Below are 19230 nucleotides of genomic sequence, written 5' to 3'. Positions count from 1 at the left end.
GGAAATAACGTGGTTGACGGGCCGTGGCCGGCCCGTTGTTCAACGAACCTGCTGCAGGCTGTCGACAGTCAGTTCCAATGCTTTGCGCATGTCCAGGCGAGCGGAGCGGCCAATGTCCTGATTGTCGAGCTGGTAGCTGCGCTCAGATGGCAGGATCGGCGCGGTCAGGTCATCGGCTTCTACTGCTTCAAAGTCGCTGTTGCGGCCGATGGTGAGCGCGCTTCGACGCAGCAGTTCACGCAGCTGTGCCGGCTCAAGGGCCGGGTTGATCGACAGCATCGCACCGACGACCCCCGTGACCATTGGCGTGGCATACGAGGTGCCGCAATGCACCTCACCGCGCTTGCCAAGTTCCAGCGTTGCCGCTCGGGTGCATGCCGAGGCGGTGATATCGACTCGCATGTCGATATTGGACGACGGGCGCTTGGTCACGTAGTCCGGGTGGTCAACCGGTACGTTCTTGCTGAAGTCGCGCTGATGCGCGCCCACCACCAGCAGTTGGTCAGTGATAAAGGAGGAGGGCAGCCGATAGTCGTCCTGGCCGGAATGCGCCGATCCGTTACCGGCGGAGTTCACCACCAGCACGTCCGGATGCTCGCGGCGCAACCAGAGGAAGAACTCCTCAAGCAGTTCTTCATAGCCACTCATCGCCACGCCGGAGCGCACCAGTGAATCGATCTTCTCGCCGTCCACGTCGAGCGTGCCGACGCGGTGAATGCCCCAACTCCAGTTCAGCACGCGCACGCCGTCCTCGACCAGATTGACCGAGGCCGCGACGTTGGCGGTGATGCCTGCATCCGAGTTGCGCTCGACGATCACTTCGAAGCCGGAACTGGTCGGTTCCAGGGCGCTGAGGAAGCCGCTGTCGCCTGGGTCGACGCTGCGTGCCGCGAGGATGCCGGTGACACTGGTGCCGTGGTCCGCTGGAGACTCGGCATCACGCGCGTAGATACAGGTGCGTGGCTTGGCTGGGTCGCAGCTGCCCAGGTAGGCCGCGAATTCGGGCGAATCGAAGTCGACGCCGCGCTCGATGATGCCAATCCGCACCGGATGGGTCTTGATAGACGGTTTCTGACCGGGCAGCCGGTGCAAATAGAAATCCACGGCATCGAGAAAGCGGTTGGCCACCCATTCACTGTTGCGAGGCTTGGTTTGCGTGTCTTCTTCCAGCGGCTCCTCGGCACCCGATTCCTCAATAACCACCGCATCCACGCTCGTTTCGCTACCCAGGCGCAGCACCAGCGCGTCGCGCTCGGTCAGGTTCTTGGCCGGCAACCGCAGCTGATAAGTATTGAGTGGGGCAATGGCGCCAACCACTTCGGCGCCATATTTCTTCGCCAGGCGTCGCGATTCCTCCAGTCCGTCGTGATCCTCTTCGATGATCAGGCTGACCAGGTCCACGTAGGTGGTCAGGCCATCCATGTTCTTGGCTACTTCGTCCGGGCTCGCCGGCACGACGTGGCTACCGTTGAGGGTGAGCCAGACCGGATTGCTGCGGCGATCGCCTTGCTCCAGCCACAGCGGACCGCTCTGGTGATCCTTTCGGTTCAGTGTCAGGCGGAGTCGACCATGCTGTTGCTGTTCGGTTTCGACGGGTTTGCCGCCTAGCATCACCTTCAGATCCGCCTGGGCGACGCCTTCGCTGCGCAGGCAGAACGTTAGCTGCTCGGTTGAAAACAGGTCGCCGCAGCGCTGAAGGTCCTTGAGTCGCAGCGGCTGTTCCTCAGCAGCAGCGCTGCCAAGGCCAAGCGCGAGGGTGAGAGCGGATACGTATTGGGTGATGAGCCTCATGGACGACGTTGCAGGTAGTGCACGCTGAACAAATCTTGAGCGTCGGTCCATTGACCGCTGCAGTCGAAGCCGGCGCTATTGGCCAGGTCGGCAAACGACTGCAAGGTGTACTTGTAGGAGTTCTCGGTATGCAGGCTTTCACCCGCATCGAAATGGAACCGCTGGCCCTCGATCATCACGTCCTGCGCCTCACGGCTGACCAGGTGCATCTCTATCCGCGAGTCCTGCTCGTTGAAAAACGCCCGGTGGGTAAAACGCGACGGGTCGATATCACTATCGAGCTCCTGGCGGATGCGCTGCAACAGGTTGAGGTTGAACGCGGCCGTGACGTGGGCGCGATCGTTATAAGCCGCCTCCAGGACGCTGCGGTCCTTGACCAGATCGACGCCAATCAACAGGCCACCGCCCGGCGGCAGGATTGCATGCAGGTGCCCGAGCAGTTTGCGAGCTTCCAGTGGGGTGAAATTGCCGATGCTAGAGCCCGGAAAAAACACCAGCGGATGATGCAAGGTGAAATCGTCCGGCAGCTTCAGCTCGTCTGAGAAATCTGCGCAGGCTGCGTGCACTTCAAGCCAGGGATAGTCTGCGGCGAGGCGTTGAGTACTGGTGAGCAGGAAGTCTTCAGAAATATCGATGCCAAGGTAACTGACCGGCCGCAGCCCCTCGAGCAGCAGGCGTACCTTGCGGCTGGCACCGCTGCCCAGCTCGATCAGGTCGGTCTGTGGGCCGGCGATTTCCAGTATCTCGTTTGCCGCCTTGGCGAGGATCTCTTCCTCGGTGCGGGTCACGTAGTATTCGGGCTGCAGACAGATCTGCTCGAACAGCTCCGAGCCGCGTCGGTCGTAGAAAAACTTCGGCGAGATGTGCTTCGGCGATGCGGCGAAACCCTCCAGTGCCTCGTCGCGCAGGGAGCTATCGTGGGTCGGCTGCGTCTGGTCATGAAAGTGTACGGCTAGTGCCATGTTTCATAGCTCCCTGGCCAGGCGCAGCCCGGCGAATTGCCAGCGCATCGCCGGCTGAAAAAAGTTGCGGTAGGTGGCGCGGATGTGCGACTCAGGCGTGGCGCAACAACCGCCGCGCAAGACCATCTGACCGGACATGAATTTGCCGTTGTATTCCCCCAGACTGCCTTCCAGCGGATGGAAGCCGGGGTAGGGGCGATAGGCGCTGGCGGTCCATTCCCAGACATCACCGAACAACTGTGCCGGCCCCTCATGCGGCACGCTGGCACAAACAGGTTGCAGATGGTCGCTTTCCAGAAAGTTGCCGCGCCGTGGCTGGTCGGTGGCGGCGACCTCCCATTCGGCTTCCGTGGGCAGCCTGGCGTCGGCCCAGCGTGCATAAGCGTCCGCTTCATAGAAGCTGATGTGGCAGACGGGCGCTTCGAGGTCCAGTGGCTGTAATCCGGCAAGTGTCATTTCGCACCAGCCGCCGTCCTCACGATGCCAATACAGCGGGGCGTTCCAGCCGTGCTGGCGGATATGCGCCCAGCCATCGGATAACCAGAGTTCGCTTCGCGCGTAGCCGCCGTCTGCGATGAACGACAGGTACTCGCGGTTGCTGACCAAGCGGTCGGCCAGCTGAAAATCTTCGACGAATTGGCGGTGTCGCGGCGTCTCGCAATCAAACGCGAAGCCACTGCCAGCATGGCCGATATGACGCACGCCACCGGCATAGCTGTGCCAGCGAACGCGGTCGTTATGCAGTGCGGGTGCAGGTTTCAAGTCGCTGCGATAGACAGGGTGCAGCGGGTTCTGCGCAAGGATGTGCTTGATGTCCATCAACAGCAATTCCTGATGCTGTTGCTCGTGCTGCAGACCCAGCTCGACCCGGTGCATGATCTCAGCGGCGTGCTGTTGTGGCGGATGGGTCAGCAACTCACCCATTGCCCGATCGACATGCTGGCGGAACCGGTAGACGTCCTCTACGCCAGGGCGCGAGATCAGCCCGCGCTGAACCCGTGGGAACGGCGTGCTGTGGGTTTCATAGTAGGAATTGAACAGGTGGTCGTAAGCCGCATTCAGCGGCTTGTAGCCTGGCAGATAAGGCTTGAGCAGAAATGCCTCGAAAAACCAGCTGATATGCGCCAGGTGCCATTTCGGCGGGCTGACGTCGGGCATGCTCTGGATGACGTAGTCTTCGATCTGCAGCGGTGCACAAATTGCCTCACTGGTGGCGCGTACCTGCTGGAAGCGCTGCAGCAAGTGATCCATGTCGGCCAGGGCCGGTTGCTGTTTCGGCTGTTGCGCCAGGTTACCCATGGACATCCCCCCGATCGATGCATGGAGCGGCCAAAACCGCGTCTATTAAGCGACCCGAAGCGAGGCGCAAAAGTTTCTGCAGCGTGCGGCTGGTCGCCTCTTCCAAGTTATTCATGAAAGCAGCCCTGCGTTGAATCGCCAGGCCGCTCGACGCTCATCCACCTTCCATCGTCTGCTGTTCCACAGCTTGATCGGTCCGGTCTGAAAAAGCCGACCGGCTAACCGGTTTCGATCGGCGGGACTGGCCGGATCAGGATCTCATTGACGTCGACATGGCCTGGTTGCGACAGCGCATAGACCACCGCGCGAGCAATGTCGTCGGGCTGTAGCGCATAGGGGGGCGGCTGATCGAACAGCGGTGTATCGACCATCCCCGGTTCGATCAGCGTGACGCGCACGCCGGTGCCGCGCAGCTCTTCACGCACGCTCAGGCCCATGCCGGTCACCGCCCATTTGCTGGCGCTGTACATGGAGCCGGGAATCACGAAGCGGCCCGCGGCTGAGCCGGTCAGCAGCAGATGGCCACGGCTGGCCTTTAGCGCATCGAGGCTGCAGCGCAGCGTCAGGCCGACGCCGTAGACGTTGGTGAGCAACATCTCGCGCCAGATTTCGGGATCGGCGCCACTGAAGCCGCCTTCGCTGCCCGGCATGCCGGCATTGGCGTAGACCGCATCGAGCTGGCCAAAATGATTGAGCACCTGCTCCACCATGGCCTGTTGCTCGGCGTATTCCTTCACGTCACAGCGGATCGCCAACGCGCGCTCGGGGCCGCCAAGCTCATTCACCAGTCGCGTCAACTTGTCCTCGGAGCGCGAGGCGAGGGCAACGCGGTAGCCGGCCTCAGCCGCGAGGCGGGCAGTGGCAGCGCCTATCCCGGAGGAGGCGCCGGTGATCAGAAGTACCGGGTCGCTCATGGTCGTCCTCGTCAGCTGGCAGAAGCCTCAATAGTTCGGCGGGGTTTCCGGGATGCCGGTGTCGTCATCGAGGGCTGGCATGGTCCAGGGCTCGAGGCGCTGATCCTTGTCTTCGACATCCAGCCTGGCTTGCTCGATGACGCTGCCGAGGCGCTGTGGGCTGGTGTATTCCTCGCGTGACACGCTGGCAACGCGTAGCACTTCGGTACCGCTGCCCGACATCACGGTAAAGCCGAAGCTGTCGTCGTCAGGGTTGGCGCTGGTCACGCAACCGCAAGGTAGAAAGGCTTCTGAAACGAGCTGCATCGCTTCGTCCAGGTTCAAGGCTTGGTTGCTCATGGGTTTCTCCGTCTTCGGGCTGTATGAAGTGGACCGCCAGGCGGCGCTGCCGTTTCCTTTGACGCGACGGGATGTGCTGAGTCGGCCTTGTAGATGAGCCGCTGCGGCAGCATATTCAGGAGATGACAGACTCTCTCGTCCATCCAGCGCTGGCTGCGTTTCACCCTGCCGTGGCCGGCTGGTTCGGTCGCAGCTTTCCGGTGCCGACTCCCGCTCAGGCCCGCGCCTGGCCTCTGATACGCGCCGGCCAGTCGACGCTGGTCGCAGCCCCAACCGGCTCGGGCAAGACGCTCACTGCCTTTCTCGCCGCCATCGACCAGCTGGTGCAGCAGGGCGTTGCCGAAGGCCGGCTCCCGGACCAGACTTCGGTGCTCTATGTCTCGCCGCTCAAGGCGTTGTCCAACGATATCCACGTGAATCTGGAACAGCCGCTGGCGGGTATCTCCGCGCAGCTGCAAGCGCTCGGTCTGCCATCTCTGGAAATTCGCACCGCCGTGCGCACCGGCGACACGCCGCAGGCTGAGCGCGCAGCGATGCGCAAGCGGGTGCCGCATATTCTGGTGACAACGCCAGAATCGCTTTATGTGCTGCTCGGTTCCGAGTCCGGTCGGCAAATGCTGGCCGGTGTTCGCAGCGTGATCGTCGATGAGATTCATGCCATCGCCGGTAACAAGCGTGGCAGCCATCTGGCGCTGTCGCTGGAACGGCTGGAGGCGTTGTGCGCATGCCCGCTGGTGCGGGTCGGCCTGTCGGCAACACAGAAACCCATCGAGGCAGTTGCTGATTTCCTAGTCGGTGCGGAGCGCCGCTGCGAAATCGTCGATGTGGGCCACGGGCGAGCGCGTGACCTGGCGCTGGAGGTGCCACCGGTCCCGCTGGAAGCGGTAATGAGTAACGACGTTTGGGAGCTGGTGTACGACCGGCTTGCCGCGTTGGCGGCTGAACATCGGACCACCCTGGTTTTCGTCAACACTCGGCGCATGGCCGAACGGGCCGCGCGGCACCTCAGTGAGCGTCTCGGCAACGCAGTGGTCGCCGCCCATCACGGCAGCCTGGCGCGCGAACAACGGCTGGATGCCGAGCAGCGGCTCAAACGCGGCGAGCTTCGGGTGCTGGTGGCTACCTCTTCGTTGGAGTTGGGCATCGACATCGGTGATGTCGAACTGGTCTGCCAGCTGGGCTCGCCACGCTCGATTTCTGCCTTCCTGCAACGCGTAGGGCGCGCCGGACATCAGGTCGGTGGCGTGTCCAAGGGGCGCCTGTTTCCCAGCTCACGCGACGACTTGATCGAATGCGCCGCCTTGCTCGACAGCGTGCGTCGCGGTGAGCTGGACACACTGGTGATTCCCAAAGCGCCACTGGACGTGCTGGCGCAGCAGATCGTGGCCGAGGTGTCTTGCCAGGAGTGGCAGGAAGACGCGCTGTTGACGCTGATTCGCCGGGCCATGCCTTACGCAAAATTGAGCGAGACGGACTATCAGGCGCTGCTGGCAATGCTCGCCGAGGGCTACACCACCCGTCACGGTGCGCGCGGCGCCTATTTGCACCGTGACTTGGTCAGCCGCAGCCTTCGCGGGCGACGCGGCGGCCGTCTGACCGCGCTGACCTCCGGCGGCACCATCGCTGACAATGCCGACTATTCGGTCCTGCTCGAGCCCCAGGGCTTCAATATCGGCACCGTGAACGAAGACTTCGCTGTTGAAAGCCTGGCCGGCGACGTCTTCCAGCTGGGCAATACCTCCTACCGCATCATCAAGGTCGAATCTGGGCGGGTGCGGGTAGAGGACGCGCAAGGCCAGCCGCCGAATATCCCGTTCTGGATTGGCGAGGCGCCCGGGCGTAGCGACGAGTTATCCGCAGCGGTGGCGCGACTGCGAGGGGAGGTTGATGAGCGTCTGGCGAAAGCTGAGTCTCGTAGGAGCCAGCTTGCTGGCGATGCTTTTGAGTCCGCTGGGATCGCCAGCGAGCTGGCTCCTACAAAAGCCGATGGCACCGTTGTCTCGGATGTCTATTCAAGGCTCCAGCCGGCCATCGACTGGCTCACCGACACCCTTGGCCTACCAGACGCCGCGGCGCGGCAGATCGTCGAGTACCTGGCGCGCGCCCGTTCCGCGCTGGGCGCGCTGCCGACGCAGCAGCGGTTGATCATGGAGCGCTTCTTCGACGAGTCTGGTGGCACCCAGCTGGTTATTCACTCGCCGTTCGGCAGCCGGATCAACCGTGCCTGGGGCCTGGCGCTGCGCAAGCGCTTCTGCCGCACCTTCAATTTCGAGCTCCAGGCCGCGGCGACCGAGGACGCGATCATTTTTTCGCTGTCCACCAGTCACAGTTTCCCGCTCGATGAGGTGTGGCGCTACCTGCACCCTAACAGCGCCGAGGCGGTGCTGATCCAGGCACTGCTCGATGCGCCGTTGTTCGGGGTGCGCTGGCGCTGGAACGCGACTACCGCTCTGGCGCTGCCGCGGATGGCCGGCGGGCGCAAGGTGGCCCCGCAACTGCAGCGAATGAAGAGTGAAGATCTGCTTGCCACCGTTTTCCCGGACCAGGTCGCCTGCCTGGAGAACATCGTCGGCGAGCGGGAGGTGCCGGATCATCCGCTGGTTGCACAGACGCTCAATGACTGCCTGCACGAGGCCATGGACAGCGAAGGCTGGCTGGCGCTGTTGCGGCGCATCGAGGCGGGCCAAATCGAGCTGCTGGCGCGCGACCTGCCGGCACCATCGCCGTTGGCCATGGAAGTGCTGGGCGCGCGGCCGTACGCCTTTCTCGACGATGCGCCACTGGAAGAGCGCCGAACCCAGGCCGTGCTCAATCGCCGCTGGACCGACCCTGAATCTTCCGATGACCTCGGCGCGCTGGATGCCGCTGCGATCCAGGCGGTGGGCGAGGAAGCCTGGCCCCAGGCACGCAATCCGGACGAGTTGCACGAAGCGCTGACGGGACTGGGCTGCATCGCTGAAGCGGAAGCGCAGGCCGATCCCCAGTGGCTGGCCTGGCTGAGCGAACTGGCTCGTGGCGGGCGCGCAACGCGGATGCAGGTCGCGCAGGATCGCGCGCTCTGGTTACCCATCGAGCGTCTGGCGTTACTGCAGTCGATCTATCCCAGCAGTCGTTGCGAGCCGGTGCTCAAGCTGTTGCCGGGCTTCGATCAGCACTCTAGCGAAGACGACGCGGTGGTCGAGCTGATCCGCGCGCGCCTGACCGGCTTCGGCCCCTTGCCGGTACCGCTTATCGCCCGGCCGCTGGCCTTGCCGGCCTCGGCGGTTGCGCTGGCGCTGACGCGCCTGGAGTCCGAAGGCTATGTGTTACGCGGCCGCTTCACGCCTGGCGCACGTGAAGATGAGTGGTGCGAGCGGCACCTGCTGGCGCGTATCCATCGTTACACGGTCAAGCGCCTGCGCCGCGAAATCGAACCGGTCGATCGCGCCGATTTCATGCGGTTTCTGTTCGACTGGCAGCACCTATCCGAGGCCACGCGAATGCAGGGCCGCGAGGCGCTCGGTACCGTGGTCGAGCAACTGGAAGGCTTCCAAGCCGCTGCGGGCGCTTGGGAAAGCGACCTGCTGCCTGCGCGGTTGAAGGATTACGGCGGCACCTGGCTGGACGAGCTATGTCGCTCCGGGCGCGTCGTCTGGACGCGCCTGGCCGGGCGGATCAAAGCCAGCAGCGGGCCGGTGCGCGGCACGCCTATCGTACTGCTGCCGCGCCGGCAGCTGGCGGCCTGGTATGCACTGGCCAGCGAGGCGCCGCAGCCCGAGCTTTCGTCACGCGCGCAGCGAGTGTTCGAGACGTTGCAAGGACAGGGTGCTTTGTTCTTCGACGAACTCCAGCAGGACGCACGCCTGTTGCGCAGCGAACTGGAGGATGCCTTAGGTGAGCTGGTCGCGGTAGGGCTGGTCAATGCGGACAGCTTCGCCGGTCTGCGGGCGCTACTAGCGCCCGCTGCGAAGCGTTCACGCAGCACCCGACAGAGCCGCGGCGGCGCATTTATCGGCGGCATGGCTGATGCCGGCCGTTGGGCGCTGGTGCGCAAAGGCACGCCAGCGCCGGTCGAGACCTCGGCGCGTCGGCCCGCGCTCGACCCCGAAGTGCTGGAGCACATTGCGATGACCTTGCTGCGTCGCTACGGCGTGGTGTTTTGGCGCTTGCTGGACCGGGAGGCGGATTGGCTGCCGCCCTGGAGGGATCTTCTGCGGGTCTACCATCGGCTCGAAGCGCGTGGAGACATTCGCGGCGGGCGTTTCGTGGCGGGCGTGCCGGGCGAACAGTTCGCCTTGCCCGAAGCGGTTGGCCTGCTGCGTGAGGTACGCAAGCGCCCGCTGACCGGCGAGATGATTGCCGTTTCGGCGGTCGACCCGTTGAATCAGGTCGGCACGCTGCTACCTGGCGAGCGCGTCCCCGCTATTGCAGGCAACCGCATCCTCTATCGCGACGGTTTACCCCTGGCGTTGCTAATTGCCGGAAAACCGGAGCTGCTCGCAGAGCTGGACGAAGACGACCAGCGAAAGGCCAGGCAACTGCTGGCGGTGGCGCGGCGTTAGTACTGCACCGACTCTCATGTGGGAAGGGTTGAACATGCGAGAGCGGTTGCTCGGTTGCACGTAATTGATCTCGATGGACAAGCACTGAAAAACCGTCCGGACACGCAAACAAAAAGGCCGGCTGCGATTGCTCACAGCCGGCCTTTTCGTACCGTGGTAAACCTCAGCCAGCGACCAGCACGCGGATCGCCTCCAGACGCAGCCCCGCCTTCTCCAGCATCGACAGGCCTTCCTCGCGCTGCTTGCGCACGGCTTCGATCTCGCTGTCGCGCACGCTCGGGTTGACCGCTTGCAGTGCTGTCAGGCGTGCCAGCTCTTCGTCGAGGCTCGCCTTCAGCTTGCGCTGTGCTTCGGCGACGCGCTCGGTGTGGCGAGGGGTGACCTTGGCTTCGGCGTCGGCGATCTGCTTGGCCAGTACGTCGCGTTGGGCCTGGACGAACTTGTTCGCACTGGCGCGCGGGACGCTTTCCAGCTGATCGGTCAGGGTTTCGAACGCGACTTTCGAAGCCAGGTCGTTGCCGTTCGAATCCAGCAGGCAGCGCAGCGCCAGTGGCGGCAGGAAGCGGTTCAGCTGCAGGGCACGCGGTGCCACCACTTCGCTGACATAGAGCAGTTCCAGCAGCACGGTACCGGGCTTGAGCGCTTTGTTCTTGATCAGCGCGACCGCGGTGTTGCCCATGGAGCCGGACAGCACGAGATCCATGCCGCCCTGCACCATGGGGTGTTCCCAGGTCAGGAACTGCATGTCTTCGCGGACCAGCGCCTGCTCGCGATCATAGGTGACGGTCACGGCTTCGTCGTCGCCGAGTGGGAAGCTGGCGTCGAGCATCTTTTCGCTGGGGCGCAGGATCAGTGCGTTTTCGGAATGGTCTTCGCTGTCGATGCCAAAGGCGTCGAACAGTTCTTCCATGTAAATCGGCAGGGCGAACTGGTCGTCCTGCTCTTCGATAGCTTCAACCAAGGCCTTGCCCTGTTCGCCACCGCCGGAGTTGAGTTCCAGCAGGCGGTCGCGGCCGGCGTGCAGGTCGGCTTCCAGCCGCTGGCGCTCGGCGCTGGCTTCTTCGATGAGCTTCTGGAATTCGTCGTCGTCACCTTCTTCCAGCTGATTCAACAGGCGCGGCCCGAAGTGATGCTGCAGGGCGTTGCCGGTCGGGCAGGTGTTGAGGAAGGCGTTCAGTGCCTCGTGGTACCACTTGAACAGACGTTCCTGCGGGCTGGTTTCCAGATACGGCACGTGCAGCTGGATGACATGCGCCTGGCCGATCCGGTCGAGACGACCGATGCGCTGCTCCAGCAGGTCAGGGTGCGCTGGCAGATCGAACAGCACCAGATGATGGGCAAACTGGAAGTTGCGGCCTTCACTGCCGATTTCGGAACAGATCAGCACCTGCGCGCCGAACTCCTCGTCGGCGAAGTAGGCGGCGGCGCGGTCGCGCTCGAGAATGCTCATGCCTTCATGGAATACCGTGGCGGGAATGCCGGAGCGCACGCGCAGGGCGTCTTCCAGATCCAGCGCGGTCTCGGCGTGGGCACAGATGACCAGCACCTTGAACTTCTTAAGCATTTTCAGGGTGTCGATCAGCCACTCGACGCGCGGATCGAAATTCCACCAACGGTTCTGCGCATCCGGCTCCTCCTGCTGGCTCTGGAAGCTGACTTCCGGATACAGCTCGGCGTGCTCACCCAACGGCAGCTCCAGGTACTCGGCGGGGCAGGGCAGCGGATAGGGATGTAGCTGACGCTCAGGGAAACCGCGCACAGCGGCGCGGGTGTTGCGGAACAAGAGGCGGCCCGTGCCGTGGCGGTCGAGTAGCTCCCGGATCAGGCGACTGCTGGCTTCGATGTCGCCATCGGTGGCCGCAGCGAGCAGGGCTTCACCTTCGGCGCCGAGGAAGTCATGGATGGTCTGGTGCGCTTCCTGTGACAGGCGACCCTCGTCGAGCAATTCCTGCACCGCGCGGGCGACCGGCTGGTAGCTGGCGCTCTCGGCGCGGAAGGCTTCGAGGTCATGGAAACGGTTCGGGTCCAGCAGACGCAGGCGTGCGAAGTGGCTTTCCTGACCGAGTTGTTCAGGGGTAGCGGTCAAGAGCAGAACACCGGGGGTGACTTCGGCCAGTTGCTCGACCAGCTTGTATTCGGCGCTGGCGTTTTCCGGATGCCAGACCAGGTGATGCGCTTCGTCCACCACCAGCAGGTCCCAGCCGGCCGCAAAGGCAGCGTCCTGAGCGCGCTCGTCGTCTTTCAGCCATTCCAGCGACACCAGGGCCAGCTGGGTGTCTTCGAACGGGTTGCTGGCATCGCTTTCGATGAAACGCTCGTCATCGAACAGGGCAACCTGCAAGTTGAAACGGCGGCGCATTTCCACCAGCCACTGATGCTGAAGATTTTCCGGAACCAGGATCAACACGCGCTTGGCGCGGCCAGAGAGCAGCTGGCGATGGATCACCAGGCCGGCTTCGATGGTCTTGCCCAAGCCCACTTCGTCCGCGAGCAAAACGCGCGGAGCGATGCGGTCGGCGACTTCACGAGCAATGTGCAGCTGGTGCGCGATGGGTTGCGCACGCACGCCGCCCAGCCCCCACAGCGAAGAAGTCAGCTGTTTGCTCTGGTTTTCCAGGGTGTGGTAGCGCAGCTTGAACCAGTTCAGCGGGTCGATCTGCCCGGCGAACAGGCGATCACTGGCAAGGCGGAACTGGATAAAGTTCGACAGCTGGGTTTCCGGCAGCGTGCGGGCTTCGCTCTGTGCAGTCAGGCCGTGATAGACCAGCAGGCCGTCGACATCGTCGACCTCGCGCACGGTCATTTTCCAGCCTTCGAAATGCGTGATCTCGTCGCCCGGAACAAAACGCACACGGGTCAGCGGGGCGCTGCGGGCGGCGTACTGGCGAGTCTCACCCGTTGCGGGATAGAGCACGGTGAGCATGCGGCCATCTTGCATGAGGATGGTTCCCAGACCGAGTTCCGCTTCGCTGTCGCTGATCCAGCGTTGCCCTGGTAGATACTGCTGCGCCATGCCCTGCCTCCGCTGTGAAAAAGCCCGCTATATTAACGGAACACTGCCGATAGAGCGACGATAGATGCCGCGCCAGTCAGTGTAGCGTTGCTGTTAAAGTCGACAGCAGGTTAAGCGTTCGGTTGGTTCAGGGCTGTCCGAATGGCCCTTGATCTTGGCGTTGCTTTTGGAGAGCACAGATGCTGCCAGTTATTCCACCCGGTACAGTCCAGGTCACCGCGCAACAGGACGTGGTCAAGCCGAGACCTGAAATCGCGCCGGTGACGCCCGTTCAGCCGAGCGCCAACGAAAGCTCGGTGGGCCTCGATCGTCGTCACCCTCAGGAAGCCGAGCAGATGCTTCGCGACGAGCAACGCAGGCGGCAGCGTCGTCGTGGCTATACCGCTCAGGAGCTGGCCGAGGGCGAGACCGCCGAAGAAGATCAGGCCGCCCTTGAAGAGCTTCCGCGACAGGGGTTATGGGTGGATGTCGAGGTTTGATTCGACTCGAACAGTCAACAGCGAGGTGATCGAGCTGCCAGATGCGGATCTGCGCTACTTCCCGCAATGGGTCGATGCAGGCCTGGCTGATCAATGGCTTTCGGAGCTTTCGGCACAGACGCCATGGACTCAACCACAGATAAGACTCTATGGCCGCAGCATCGCCGTGCCGCGACTGGTCGCCTGGTATGGCGATGCTGACGCGCTCTACCGGTATTCAGGCCTCACTCATGAACCGCTTCCTTGGACGCCATTGCTGGCTGATATCCGCCAGCAGGTGGAACAGCAGGTCGGCCAGTCGTTGAACGGTGCGCTGCTCAATTTCTATCGCGACGGGCAAGACGCCATGGGCTGGCACAGCGATGACGAGCGAGAGCTGGGCCATCGGCCCCTGGTAGTCTCGCTCAATCTTGGCGCAACGCGGCGCTTCGACTTTCGCCGCAAGGGAACCAGCCGTATTGAGTACTCCATCGCGCTCGAGCATGGATCGCTGCTGGTCATGAGCGGTCTCACACAGCATCATTGGCAGCACCAGATCGCCAGAACACGAAAGGTCCGAGCACCGCGTCTCAACCTGACTTTCCGCCAGATCATCCGCGAGCCCATCCTATGAGCAGTGACGAAAAGCTGATCGACTTCAGCGCTGAACGTGAAAAGCGCATCCACGACATCAAGGAAAAGCGACTCGTCGAGATGCGCCAGGCCTTCGAGCAAGTGCTACCGCTGAGCAAGCCGAAGAAGAAGCCCAAGACCAAGCCGAAAAAGCGCTGACAGGTCTCTCTGACCGTCCGTTTCCAAGCCAGTGCGACAGCCGATCGCGTGGCTTTTGTCCCGCAGCATCCTTCTGAAACCCCGTTTTTTTTGATCCAGATCAGCTCCTGCGGAGCCTTTGTTCAAAGGCTCCGCAGCGATTGACGTCGGTCAATTTTTTTATCGGCAGAGAGGAAGACTATGCAGCCATCAGACAGCGAAACAGCTTGGAGGTAGGAAATCATGTTCGTCGATAATGTGGTGCTCGCAGGGGTGGTCACGGTCGGCCTTATGGTCGCCTTCCTTGGCGGTTTCGGATATTTCATCTGGCGGGACGCGCATAAGAAGCGGTGATCCGGCTAGAGGCAAAGAGCACGCAAGGCATTTGGGCGACTTAGGTCGCCCTTTTTTTTGCCTGCGTTTCAGCGGCGGCGCTGGGGGCGCATGAACCGAGTGGCGGGTTCAGGGCGGGATATTGATTCATTGGCACACCGTGGCTTGGCGTCTTGGCGTGTGCTTGAAGGCTGCTCCCCAAGGTACCGATGCGCCTCATGTCGCTGGGGCCAGTCAATTGCCGAAGGGCGACAATCAGACGCCGTGGTGCGTGAGCCTCCCTGCATAGTTCAGCAGCCGTCAAACGATGGGCTTGTGCGGCGGAAGGCTCTAGCGATGTTCGTTGATTCAGCCAATTGTGACCGGGGGCAGGGCTTTGATTTCGACGGTCTGTGCCTTGCGCGGGGCGAGAATTTCGGCCTCGCCGTCAACGACCATCTCGTCGCGCTGGTTGAATACCTGAGTGGCGATGCGGACGCGAAATTTTGGCAGCTTCTCAAGAATCTCCAGGCGCACGGTCAAGGTATCGCCGAGCTTGACCGGAAGGACGAAGCGCATCGTCTGGCCGATGTAGATGGTGCCGGGCCCGGGCAACTCACAGGCGACGGCTGCGCTGATCAGTGCGCCGCTGAACATGCCATGGGCGATGCGCTCACGGAAGATCGTCGAGGCGGCGAACTCGGCATCCAGGTGGACCGGGTTGTGGTCGCCTGACATTGCAGCGAACAATTGAATGTCGCGTTCTTCTACGGTCTTGCTGTAAGTGGCCTTTTGGCCCACTTCCAGATCAGCGTAGGGGGTATTGCTCAATGTGCTCATGCGTAAACCTCGGAATACGGAAACGGACGATAGCCCCAGCCTCGACAGAAGCCGCGGCAGGTAATGGCGGGCGCGCCGGTGTGGGCGCTTGGGTGGCTGCATTCTAGAGGTCTGCGGCGGGGTTGTCCTGTTCCAGGGCAGGGTTAGCGCAGTGGCTGGAGATTCACGCCACTGATTACACCCGCCTCGCTATTGCGCGGCACAGCGGAGCTGTTAAGTTCGCCACAGCCCGCCGCGAGTGGGCCAGACACTCTCAGGTATAGAGGCCAATAACAATGCAACCTGACTTCTGGAATGACAAACGCCCCGCTGGTGTGCCCAACGACGTGGACCTGGGCGGCTTTCGCTCGGTGGTGGAAGTATTCGAGCGCTCCTGCAAGACTCACGCAGACCGTCCCGCTTTCAGCAATATGGGTGTGACGCTGACCTATGCGGACCTGGAACGTTACTCGGCGGCTTTCGCGGCCTGGCTACAAAATCACACCGACCTGCAGCCCGGTGACCGCATCGCAGTGCAGATGCCCAACCTGCTGCAATACCCCATCGCTGTGTTCGGTGCGTTGCGCGCCGGGCTTATCGTGGTCAATACCAACCCGCTGTATACCGCGCGGGAGATGCGCCACCAGTTCAAGGATTCCGGTGCGCGGGCACTGGTGTACCTGAATACTTTCGGGAAGCTCGTGCAGGAAGTTGTACCCGACACCAGTATCGAGGTCCTCATCGAGGCGCGTATCGGCGACATGCTGCCTTCGCTCAAGGGGCTGCTCGTCAACGCTGCTGTCAAGCATGTAAAGAAGATGGTGCCGGCTTACAGCCTGCCGCAGTCCGTGTCGTTCAAGCACGTGCTGCGTGATGGTGGGCGGCATGGCCTCAAGCCGGTTGCGCTGACGCTGGACGATATTGCAGTCCTGCAATACACCGGCGGCACGACTGGCGTGGCCAAAGGCGCCATGCTGACCCATGGCAACCTGGTGGCGAATATGCAGCAGGTTCACGCCAACATGCAGCAGCTGGACGAGCAGGGGCACACGATCATCAAGGAAGGGCAGGAAATCATGATCGCGCCGCTGCCGCTGTACCACATCTACGCCTTCACAGTTAACTGCATGTGCATGATGGTGACCGGCAACCATAATGTGCTGATCACCAATCCTCGCGACATTGATGGTTTCGTCAAAGAGCTGCAGAAGTGGGAGTTCACAGCCTTCCTCGGACTGAATACGTTGTTCGTCGCGCTCATGTCGCATCCTGAATTCAAGAAAATCAACTTCGCCTCGCTCAAGGGCACCAACTCAGGCGGCACGGCGCTGGTTTCCGCGGTAGCCGAGCGCTGGAAGGGCATGACCGGCGTCACTGTGACCGAAGGCTATGGCTTGACCGAAACTTCACCTGTGGTCTGCGCCAATCCTCATGGTGAACATTCACGTCTGGGAACCGTCGGCCTGCCGGTGCCGGGCACGACGTTGAAAGTGATCGACGATGACGGCAGCGAGCTCCCCCTCGGCGAGCGCGGTGAGCTCTGCGTCAAAGGTCCGCAGGTTATGAAGGGCTACTGGCAACGCCCAGACGCGACTGCCGAGGTGCTGGATGCTGAGGGGTGGCTTAAAACTGGTGATGTCGCGGTGATTGATGCCGATGGCTTTGTCCGCATCGTTGATCGCAAGAAGGACCTGATTATTGTGTCCGGCTTCAACGTCTACCCCAACGAGATCGAGGACGTGGTCATGGCGCACCCGAAGGTGGCTGCCTGCGCAGCGATCGGCGTGCCCGACGAGAAGTCCGGTGAAGCCGTGAAGTTGTTCGCTGTGCGCAGCGACGCCAGCCTGACCGTCGATGAGCTGAAGGCCTATTGCAGGGAAAACTTCACGGGCTACAAAGTGCCCCGGCACGTGGTCTTCCGAGATTCGCTTCCGATGACACCTGTGGGCAAGATTCTTCGCCGGGAATTGCGCGATCAGGCTTGAACCGAGCGACGCCTGATGACGCTCTAGAAGTGACCGGCTAATCCGCCCCGGTCACTTTGTGTCCTTTCTGAGCTAGCCGGACACTGTTCGGCCAGTTCCAAAACTGCTAACCTCCAGTCCACTTTTTGGCGGGAACTTCCGTACAAAAATTAACAAAACACAACAAAACAGCTGCTATATGCAGTAAAGCTGTCGCTTAGGAGTGGGGTTCCATGACCGATAACTTCTGGAAGGATAAGTATCCTGTCGGGGTCAAGAGCGAGATCAATCCCGATGAGTACCAGAACATTCAGGCTGTGCTCAAACAGTCCTGTGAGCAATTCGCAGACAAGCCGGCCTTCAGCAACCTCGGCAAGACCCTGACCTACGGTGAGCTGTACAAACTGTCCGGTGAATTCGCAGCCTATCTCCAGCAGAACACCGATCTGCAGCCCGGCGATCGCATCGCGGTCCAGCTTCCCAACGTTCTCCAGTACCCCATCGTCGTGTTCGGCGCCATGCGCGCTGGTCTTATTGTGGTTAATACCAACCCGCTCTACACGGCGCGGGAGATGGAACATCAGTTCAATGATTCCGGCGCCAAGGCCCTGATCTGCCTGGCCAATATGGCCCACCTAGCAGAAGAAGTGCTTCCGAAAACCGGCATCCGCCACGTGGTGGTGACCGAAGTCGGCGACATGCTGCCGACCGTCAAGCGTATGCTGGTCAATGCTGTGGTCAAGCATGTGAAAAAGATGGTGCCGGCTTACAACTTACCCAAGGCGGTCAAGTTCACCGATGCCATGGCGCTGGGTCGCGGCAAGGCGTTGCGCGAAGCCAATCCGGCCAGTGATGACGTGGCGGTTCTGCAATACACCGGTGGTACTACAGGCGTAGCCAAGGGAGCGATGCTGACCCACCGCAACATCGTCGCCAACATGCTGCAGTGCCGTGCGTTGATGGGCTCCGAGCTGGGTAATGGTTGCGAAACCATGGTTGCGCCGCTGCCGCTCTATCACATCTACGCATTCACCTTTCACTGTATGACCATGATGCTGATCGGCGCGCATAACGTGCTGATCACTAACCCACGCGACCTGCCGACCTTCGTCAAGGATCTCGGCAAGTACCGTTTCACCGGTTTTGTTGGTCTCAACACTTTGTTTGTGGCGCTGTGCAACAACGAAGACTTCCGCAAGCTGGATTTCTCTTCACTGAAAGCCACGTTCTCCGGTGGTATGGCCCTGCAATTGGCCGCTGCTGAGCGCTGGCAGCAAGTCACTGGCTGCGAGATCTGCGAAGGCTTCGGCATGACCGAAACCAGCCCGGTAGTCTCGGTCAACCCGTTCGGCGGCATTCAGATCGGCACAATCGGCATCCCGATGCCATCGACACTATGCAAAGTCATCGACGATGAGGGTAACGACCTGCCGATGGGCGCGATCGGCGAACTCTGCGTCAAGGGTCCTCAGGTGATGAAGGGATACTGGCAGCGCCAGGATGCCACTGATGAAATCCTGGATGCTGACGGTTGGTTGAAGACAGGCGATATCGGCATCATCCAGGACGACGGTTACATGCGCATCGTCGACCGCAAGAAAGACATGATTCTAGTGTCCGGATTCAACGTCTATCCCAACGAACTGGAAGACGTGCTCGCCACATTGCCCGGTGTGCTGCAGTGTGCAGCGATTGGCGTGCCAGACGAAAAATCGGGCGAGGCGATCAAGTTGTTCATAGTGGTCAAACCGGGCGAAAGCCTGACCAAGGAGCAGGTCATGCAGCACATGCATGACAACGTTACGGGCTACAAGCGGCCCAAGACCGTCGAGTTCCGCGACACCTTGCCAACCACCAACGTGGGCAAGATCCTGCGTCGCGAATTGCGTGACGAAGAGCTGAAGAAGCTCGGAAAGAAATAACCGTAGTGGTACACAAAAGCCCCGCCTTGGCGTAATGCTGTTCACTTAAGCATTTGAGTCCAGGCCGGGGCTTCTAGAAAATCCGATACCAGTCCTCTGGTATCGGATTTTTTATGCCCATTCAG

Annotated in this window: 14 protein-coding genes; 7 read left to right on the top strand and 7 right to left on the bottom strand. The window is 61.7% G+C overall.

The genetic code is table 11. From position 1 onward, the window contains the following. Window positions 1-39: 39 nt before the first annotated feature. From ACQKEK_RS21605 to ACQKEK_RS21585, 5 genes are all read right to left on the bottom strand, one after another. Entirely contained in the window at window positions 40-1791 is a 1752-nt protein-coding gene (locus ACQKEK_RS21605) for a S8/S53 family peptidase (RefSeq protein WP_499144278.1), read from the bottom strand. Beyond that, on the bottom strand, window positions 1788-2753 hold the full coding sequence (gene egtD, locus ACQKEK_RS21600) for an L-histidine N(alpha)-methyltransferase (protein ID WP_499144277.1): 966 nt from the start codon (window positions 2751-2753) through the stop codon (window positions 1788-1790). The genes ACQKEK_RS21605 and egtD overlap by 4 nt, the downstream gene beginning before the upstream one ends. Before the next feature lie 3 nt (window positions 2754-2756). Beyond that, window positions 2757-4052, bottom strand: coding sequence for an ergothioneine biosynthesis protein EgtB (gene egtB / locus ACQKEK_RS21595; RefSeq protein ID WP_128119276.1), 1296 nt, complete (start codon window positions 4050-4052; stop codon window positions 2757-2759). A 218-nt stretch (window positions 4053-4270) separates the two neighbouring features. Then, window positions 4271-4966 (bottom strand): SDR family oxidoreductase, encoded by a 696-nt coding sequence (locus tag ACQKEK_RS21590; protein WP_499144276.1) that lies wholly within the window; start codon window positions 4964-4966, stop codon window positions 4271-4273. Window positions 4967-4993: 27 nt separating this feature from the next. After that, window positions 4994-5305 (bottom strand): DUF1652 domain-containing protein, encoded by a 312-nt coding sequence (locus ACQKEK_RS21585; RefSeq protein WP_128118793.1) that lies wholly within the window; start codon window positions 5303-5305, stop codon window positions 4994-4996. A 122-nt stretch (window positions 5306-5427) separates the two neighbouring features. Between ACQKEK_RS21585 and ACQKEK_RS21580 the strand changes: the two genes are divergently transcribed. Then, entirely contained in the window at window positions 5428-9846 is a 4419-nt protein-coding gene (locus ACQKEK_RS21580) for a DEAD/DEAH box helicase (protein WP_499144275.1), read from the top strand. A 163-nt stretch (window positions 9847-10009) separates the two neighbouring features. Here the strand turns inward: ACQKEK_RS21580 and rapA are convergent, their stop codons facing one another. After that, window positions 10010-12859: an RNA polymerase-associated protein RapA gene (gene rapA, locus ACQKEK_RS21575; protein WP_128118795.1), complete on the bottom strand. Its 2850-nt coding sequence runs from the start codon at window positions 12857-12859 to the stop codon at window positions 10010-10012. A gap of 179 nt (window positions 12860-13038) precedes the next feature. Between rapA and ACQKEK_RS21570 the strand changes: the two genes are divergently transcribed. The 4 genes from ACQKEK_RS21570 to ccoM all read left to right on the top strand — a co-directional run bounded on the left by ACQKEK_RS21570 (window position 13039) and on the right by ccoM (window position 14442). Then, window positions 13039-13338, top strand: a complete 300-nt coding sequence (locus ACQKEK_RS21570; RefSeq protein ID WP_128118796.1) for an aspartate-semialdehyde dehydrogenase — start codon at window positions 13039-13041, stop codon at window positions 13336-13338. Then, a complete protein-coding gene (locus ACQKEK_RS21565; RefSeq protein ID WP_128118797.1) occupies window positions 13325-13951 on the top strand; it encodes an alpha-ketoglutarate-dependent dioxygenase AlkB family protein in 627 nt (208 codons plus the stop codon). The genes ACQKEK_RS21570 and ACQKEK_RS21565 overlap by 14 nt, the downstream gene beginning before the upstream one ends. Beyond that, the gene (locus ACQKEK_RS21560) at window positions 13948-14109 is read left to right on the top strand and encodes a hypothetical protein (RefSeq protein WP_167369793.1); all 162 of its coding nucleotides are present in this window, start codon (window positions 13948-13950) and stop codon (window positions 14107-14109) included. The genes ACQKEK_RS21565 and ACQKEK_RS21560 overlap by 4 nt, the downstream gene beginning before the upstream one ends. A 222-nt stretch (window positions 14110-14331) precedes the next feature. Beyond that, window positions 14332-14442, top strand: a complete 111-nt coding sequence (gene ccoM / locus ACQKEK_RS21555) for a cytochrome c oxidase subunit CcoM (RefSeq protein ID WP_045425123.1) — start codon at window positions 14332-14334, stop codon at window positions 14440-14442. Between the two features lie 327 nt (window positions 14443-14769). Here ccoM and ACQKEK_RS21550 read toward each other — a convergent pair whose 3' ends face one another. Further along, window positions 14770-15240 (bottom strand): MaoC family dehydratase, encoded by a 471-nt coding sequence (locus tag ACQKEK_RS21550; protein ID WP_046162517.1) that lies wholly within the window; start codon window positions 15238-15240, stop codon window positions 14770-14772. A gap of 275 nt (window positions 15241-15515) precedes the next feature. Between ACQKEK_RS21550 and fadD2 the strand changes: the two genes are divergently transcribed. Continuing rightward, the gene (gene fadD2, locus ACQKEK_RS21545) at window positions 15516-17204 is read left to right on the top strand and encodes a long-chain-fatty-acid--CoA ligase FadD2 (protein WP_128118798.1); all 1689 of its coding nucleotides are present in this window, start codon (window positions 15516-15518) and stop codon (window positions 17202-17204) included. Between the two features lie 212 nt (window positions 17205-17416). Further along, window positions 17417-19105 (top strand): long-chain-fatty-acid--CoA ligase FadD1, encoded by a 1689-nt coding sequence (gene fadD1 / locus ACQKEK_RS21540; protein WP_499144274.1) that lies wholly within the window; start codon window positions 17417-17419, stop codon window positions 19103-19105. Window positions 19106-19230: the final 125 nt, after the last annotated feature.

The organism is Pseudomonas sp. NPDC077408 (assembly GCF_050269105.1).
GTDB lineage: Bacteria > Pseudomonadota > Gammaproteobacteria > Pseudomonadales > Pseudomonadaceae > Stutzerimonas.
Note: the sequence above shows the minus strand (reverse complement) of the source record. Positions and strands in the feature narration are given on the sequence as shown.

Coding starts and splice junctions, on each gene's coding strand:
- ACQKEK_RS21585 (WP_128118793.1), bottom strand. CDS start 5,305: ATGAGCAACCAAGCCTTGAACCTGGACGAAGCGATGCAGCTCGTTTCA.
- ACQKEK_RS21550 (WP_046162517.1), bottom strand. CDS start 15,240: ATGAGCACATTGAGCAATACCCCCTACGCTGATCTGGAAGTGGGCCAA.
- egtB (WP_128119276.1), bottom strand. CDS start 4,052: ATGGGTAACCTGGCGCAACAGCCGAAACAGCAACCGGCCCTGGCCGAC.
- ACQKEK_RS21590 (WP_499144276.1), bottom strand. CDS start 4,966: ATGAGCGACCCGGTACTTCTGATCACCGGCGCCTCCTCCGGGATAGGC.
- ACQKEK_RS21570 (WP_128118796.1), top strand. CDS start 13,039: ATGCTGCCAGTTATTCCACCCGGTACAGTCCAGGTCACCGCGCAACAG.
- egtD (WP_499144277.1), bottom strand. CDS start 2,753: ATGGCACTAGCCGTACACTTTCATGACCAGACGCAGCCGACCCACGAT.
- fadD1 (WP_499144274.1), top strand. CDS start 17,417: ATGACCGATAACTTCTGGAAGGATAAGTATCCTGTCGGGGTCAAGAGC.
- fadD2 (WP_128118798.1), top strand. CDS start 15,516: ATGCAACCTGACTTCTGGAATGACAAACGCCCCGCTGGTGTGCCCAAC.
- ACQKEK_RS21560 (WP_167369793.1), top strand. CDS start 13,948: ATGAGCAGTGACGAAAAGCTGATCGACTTCAGCGCTGAACGTGAAAAG.
- rapA (WP_128118795.1), bottom strand. CDS start 12,859: ATGGCGCAGCAGTATCTACCAGGGCAACGCTGGATCAGCGACAGCGAA.
- ACQKEK_RS21580 (WP_499144275.1), top strand. CDS start 5,428: ATGACAGACTCTCTCGTCCATCCAGCGCTGGCTGCGTTTCACCCTGCC.
- ccoM (WP_045425123.1), top strand. CDS start 14,332: ATGTTCGTCGATAATGTGGTGCTCGCAGGGGTGGTCACGGTCGGCCTT.
- ACQKEK_RS21605 (WP_499144278.1), bottom strand. CDS start 1,791: ATGAGGCTCATCACCCAATACGTATCCGCTCTCACCCTCGCGCTTGGC.
- ACQKEK_RS21565 (WP_128118797.1), top strand. CDS start 13,325: ATGTCGAGGTTTGATTCGACTCGAACAGTCAACAGCGAGGTGATCGAG.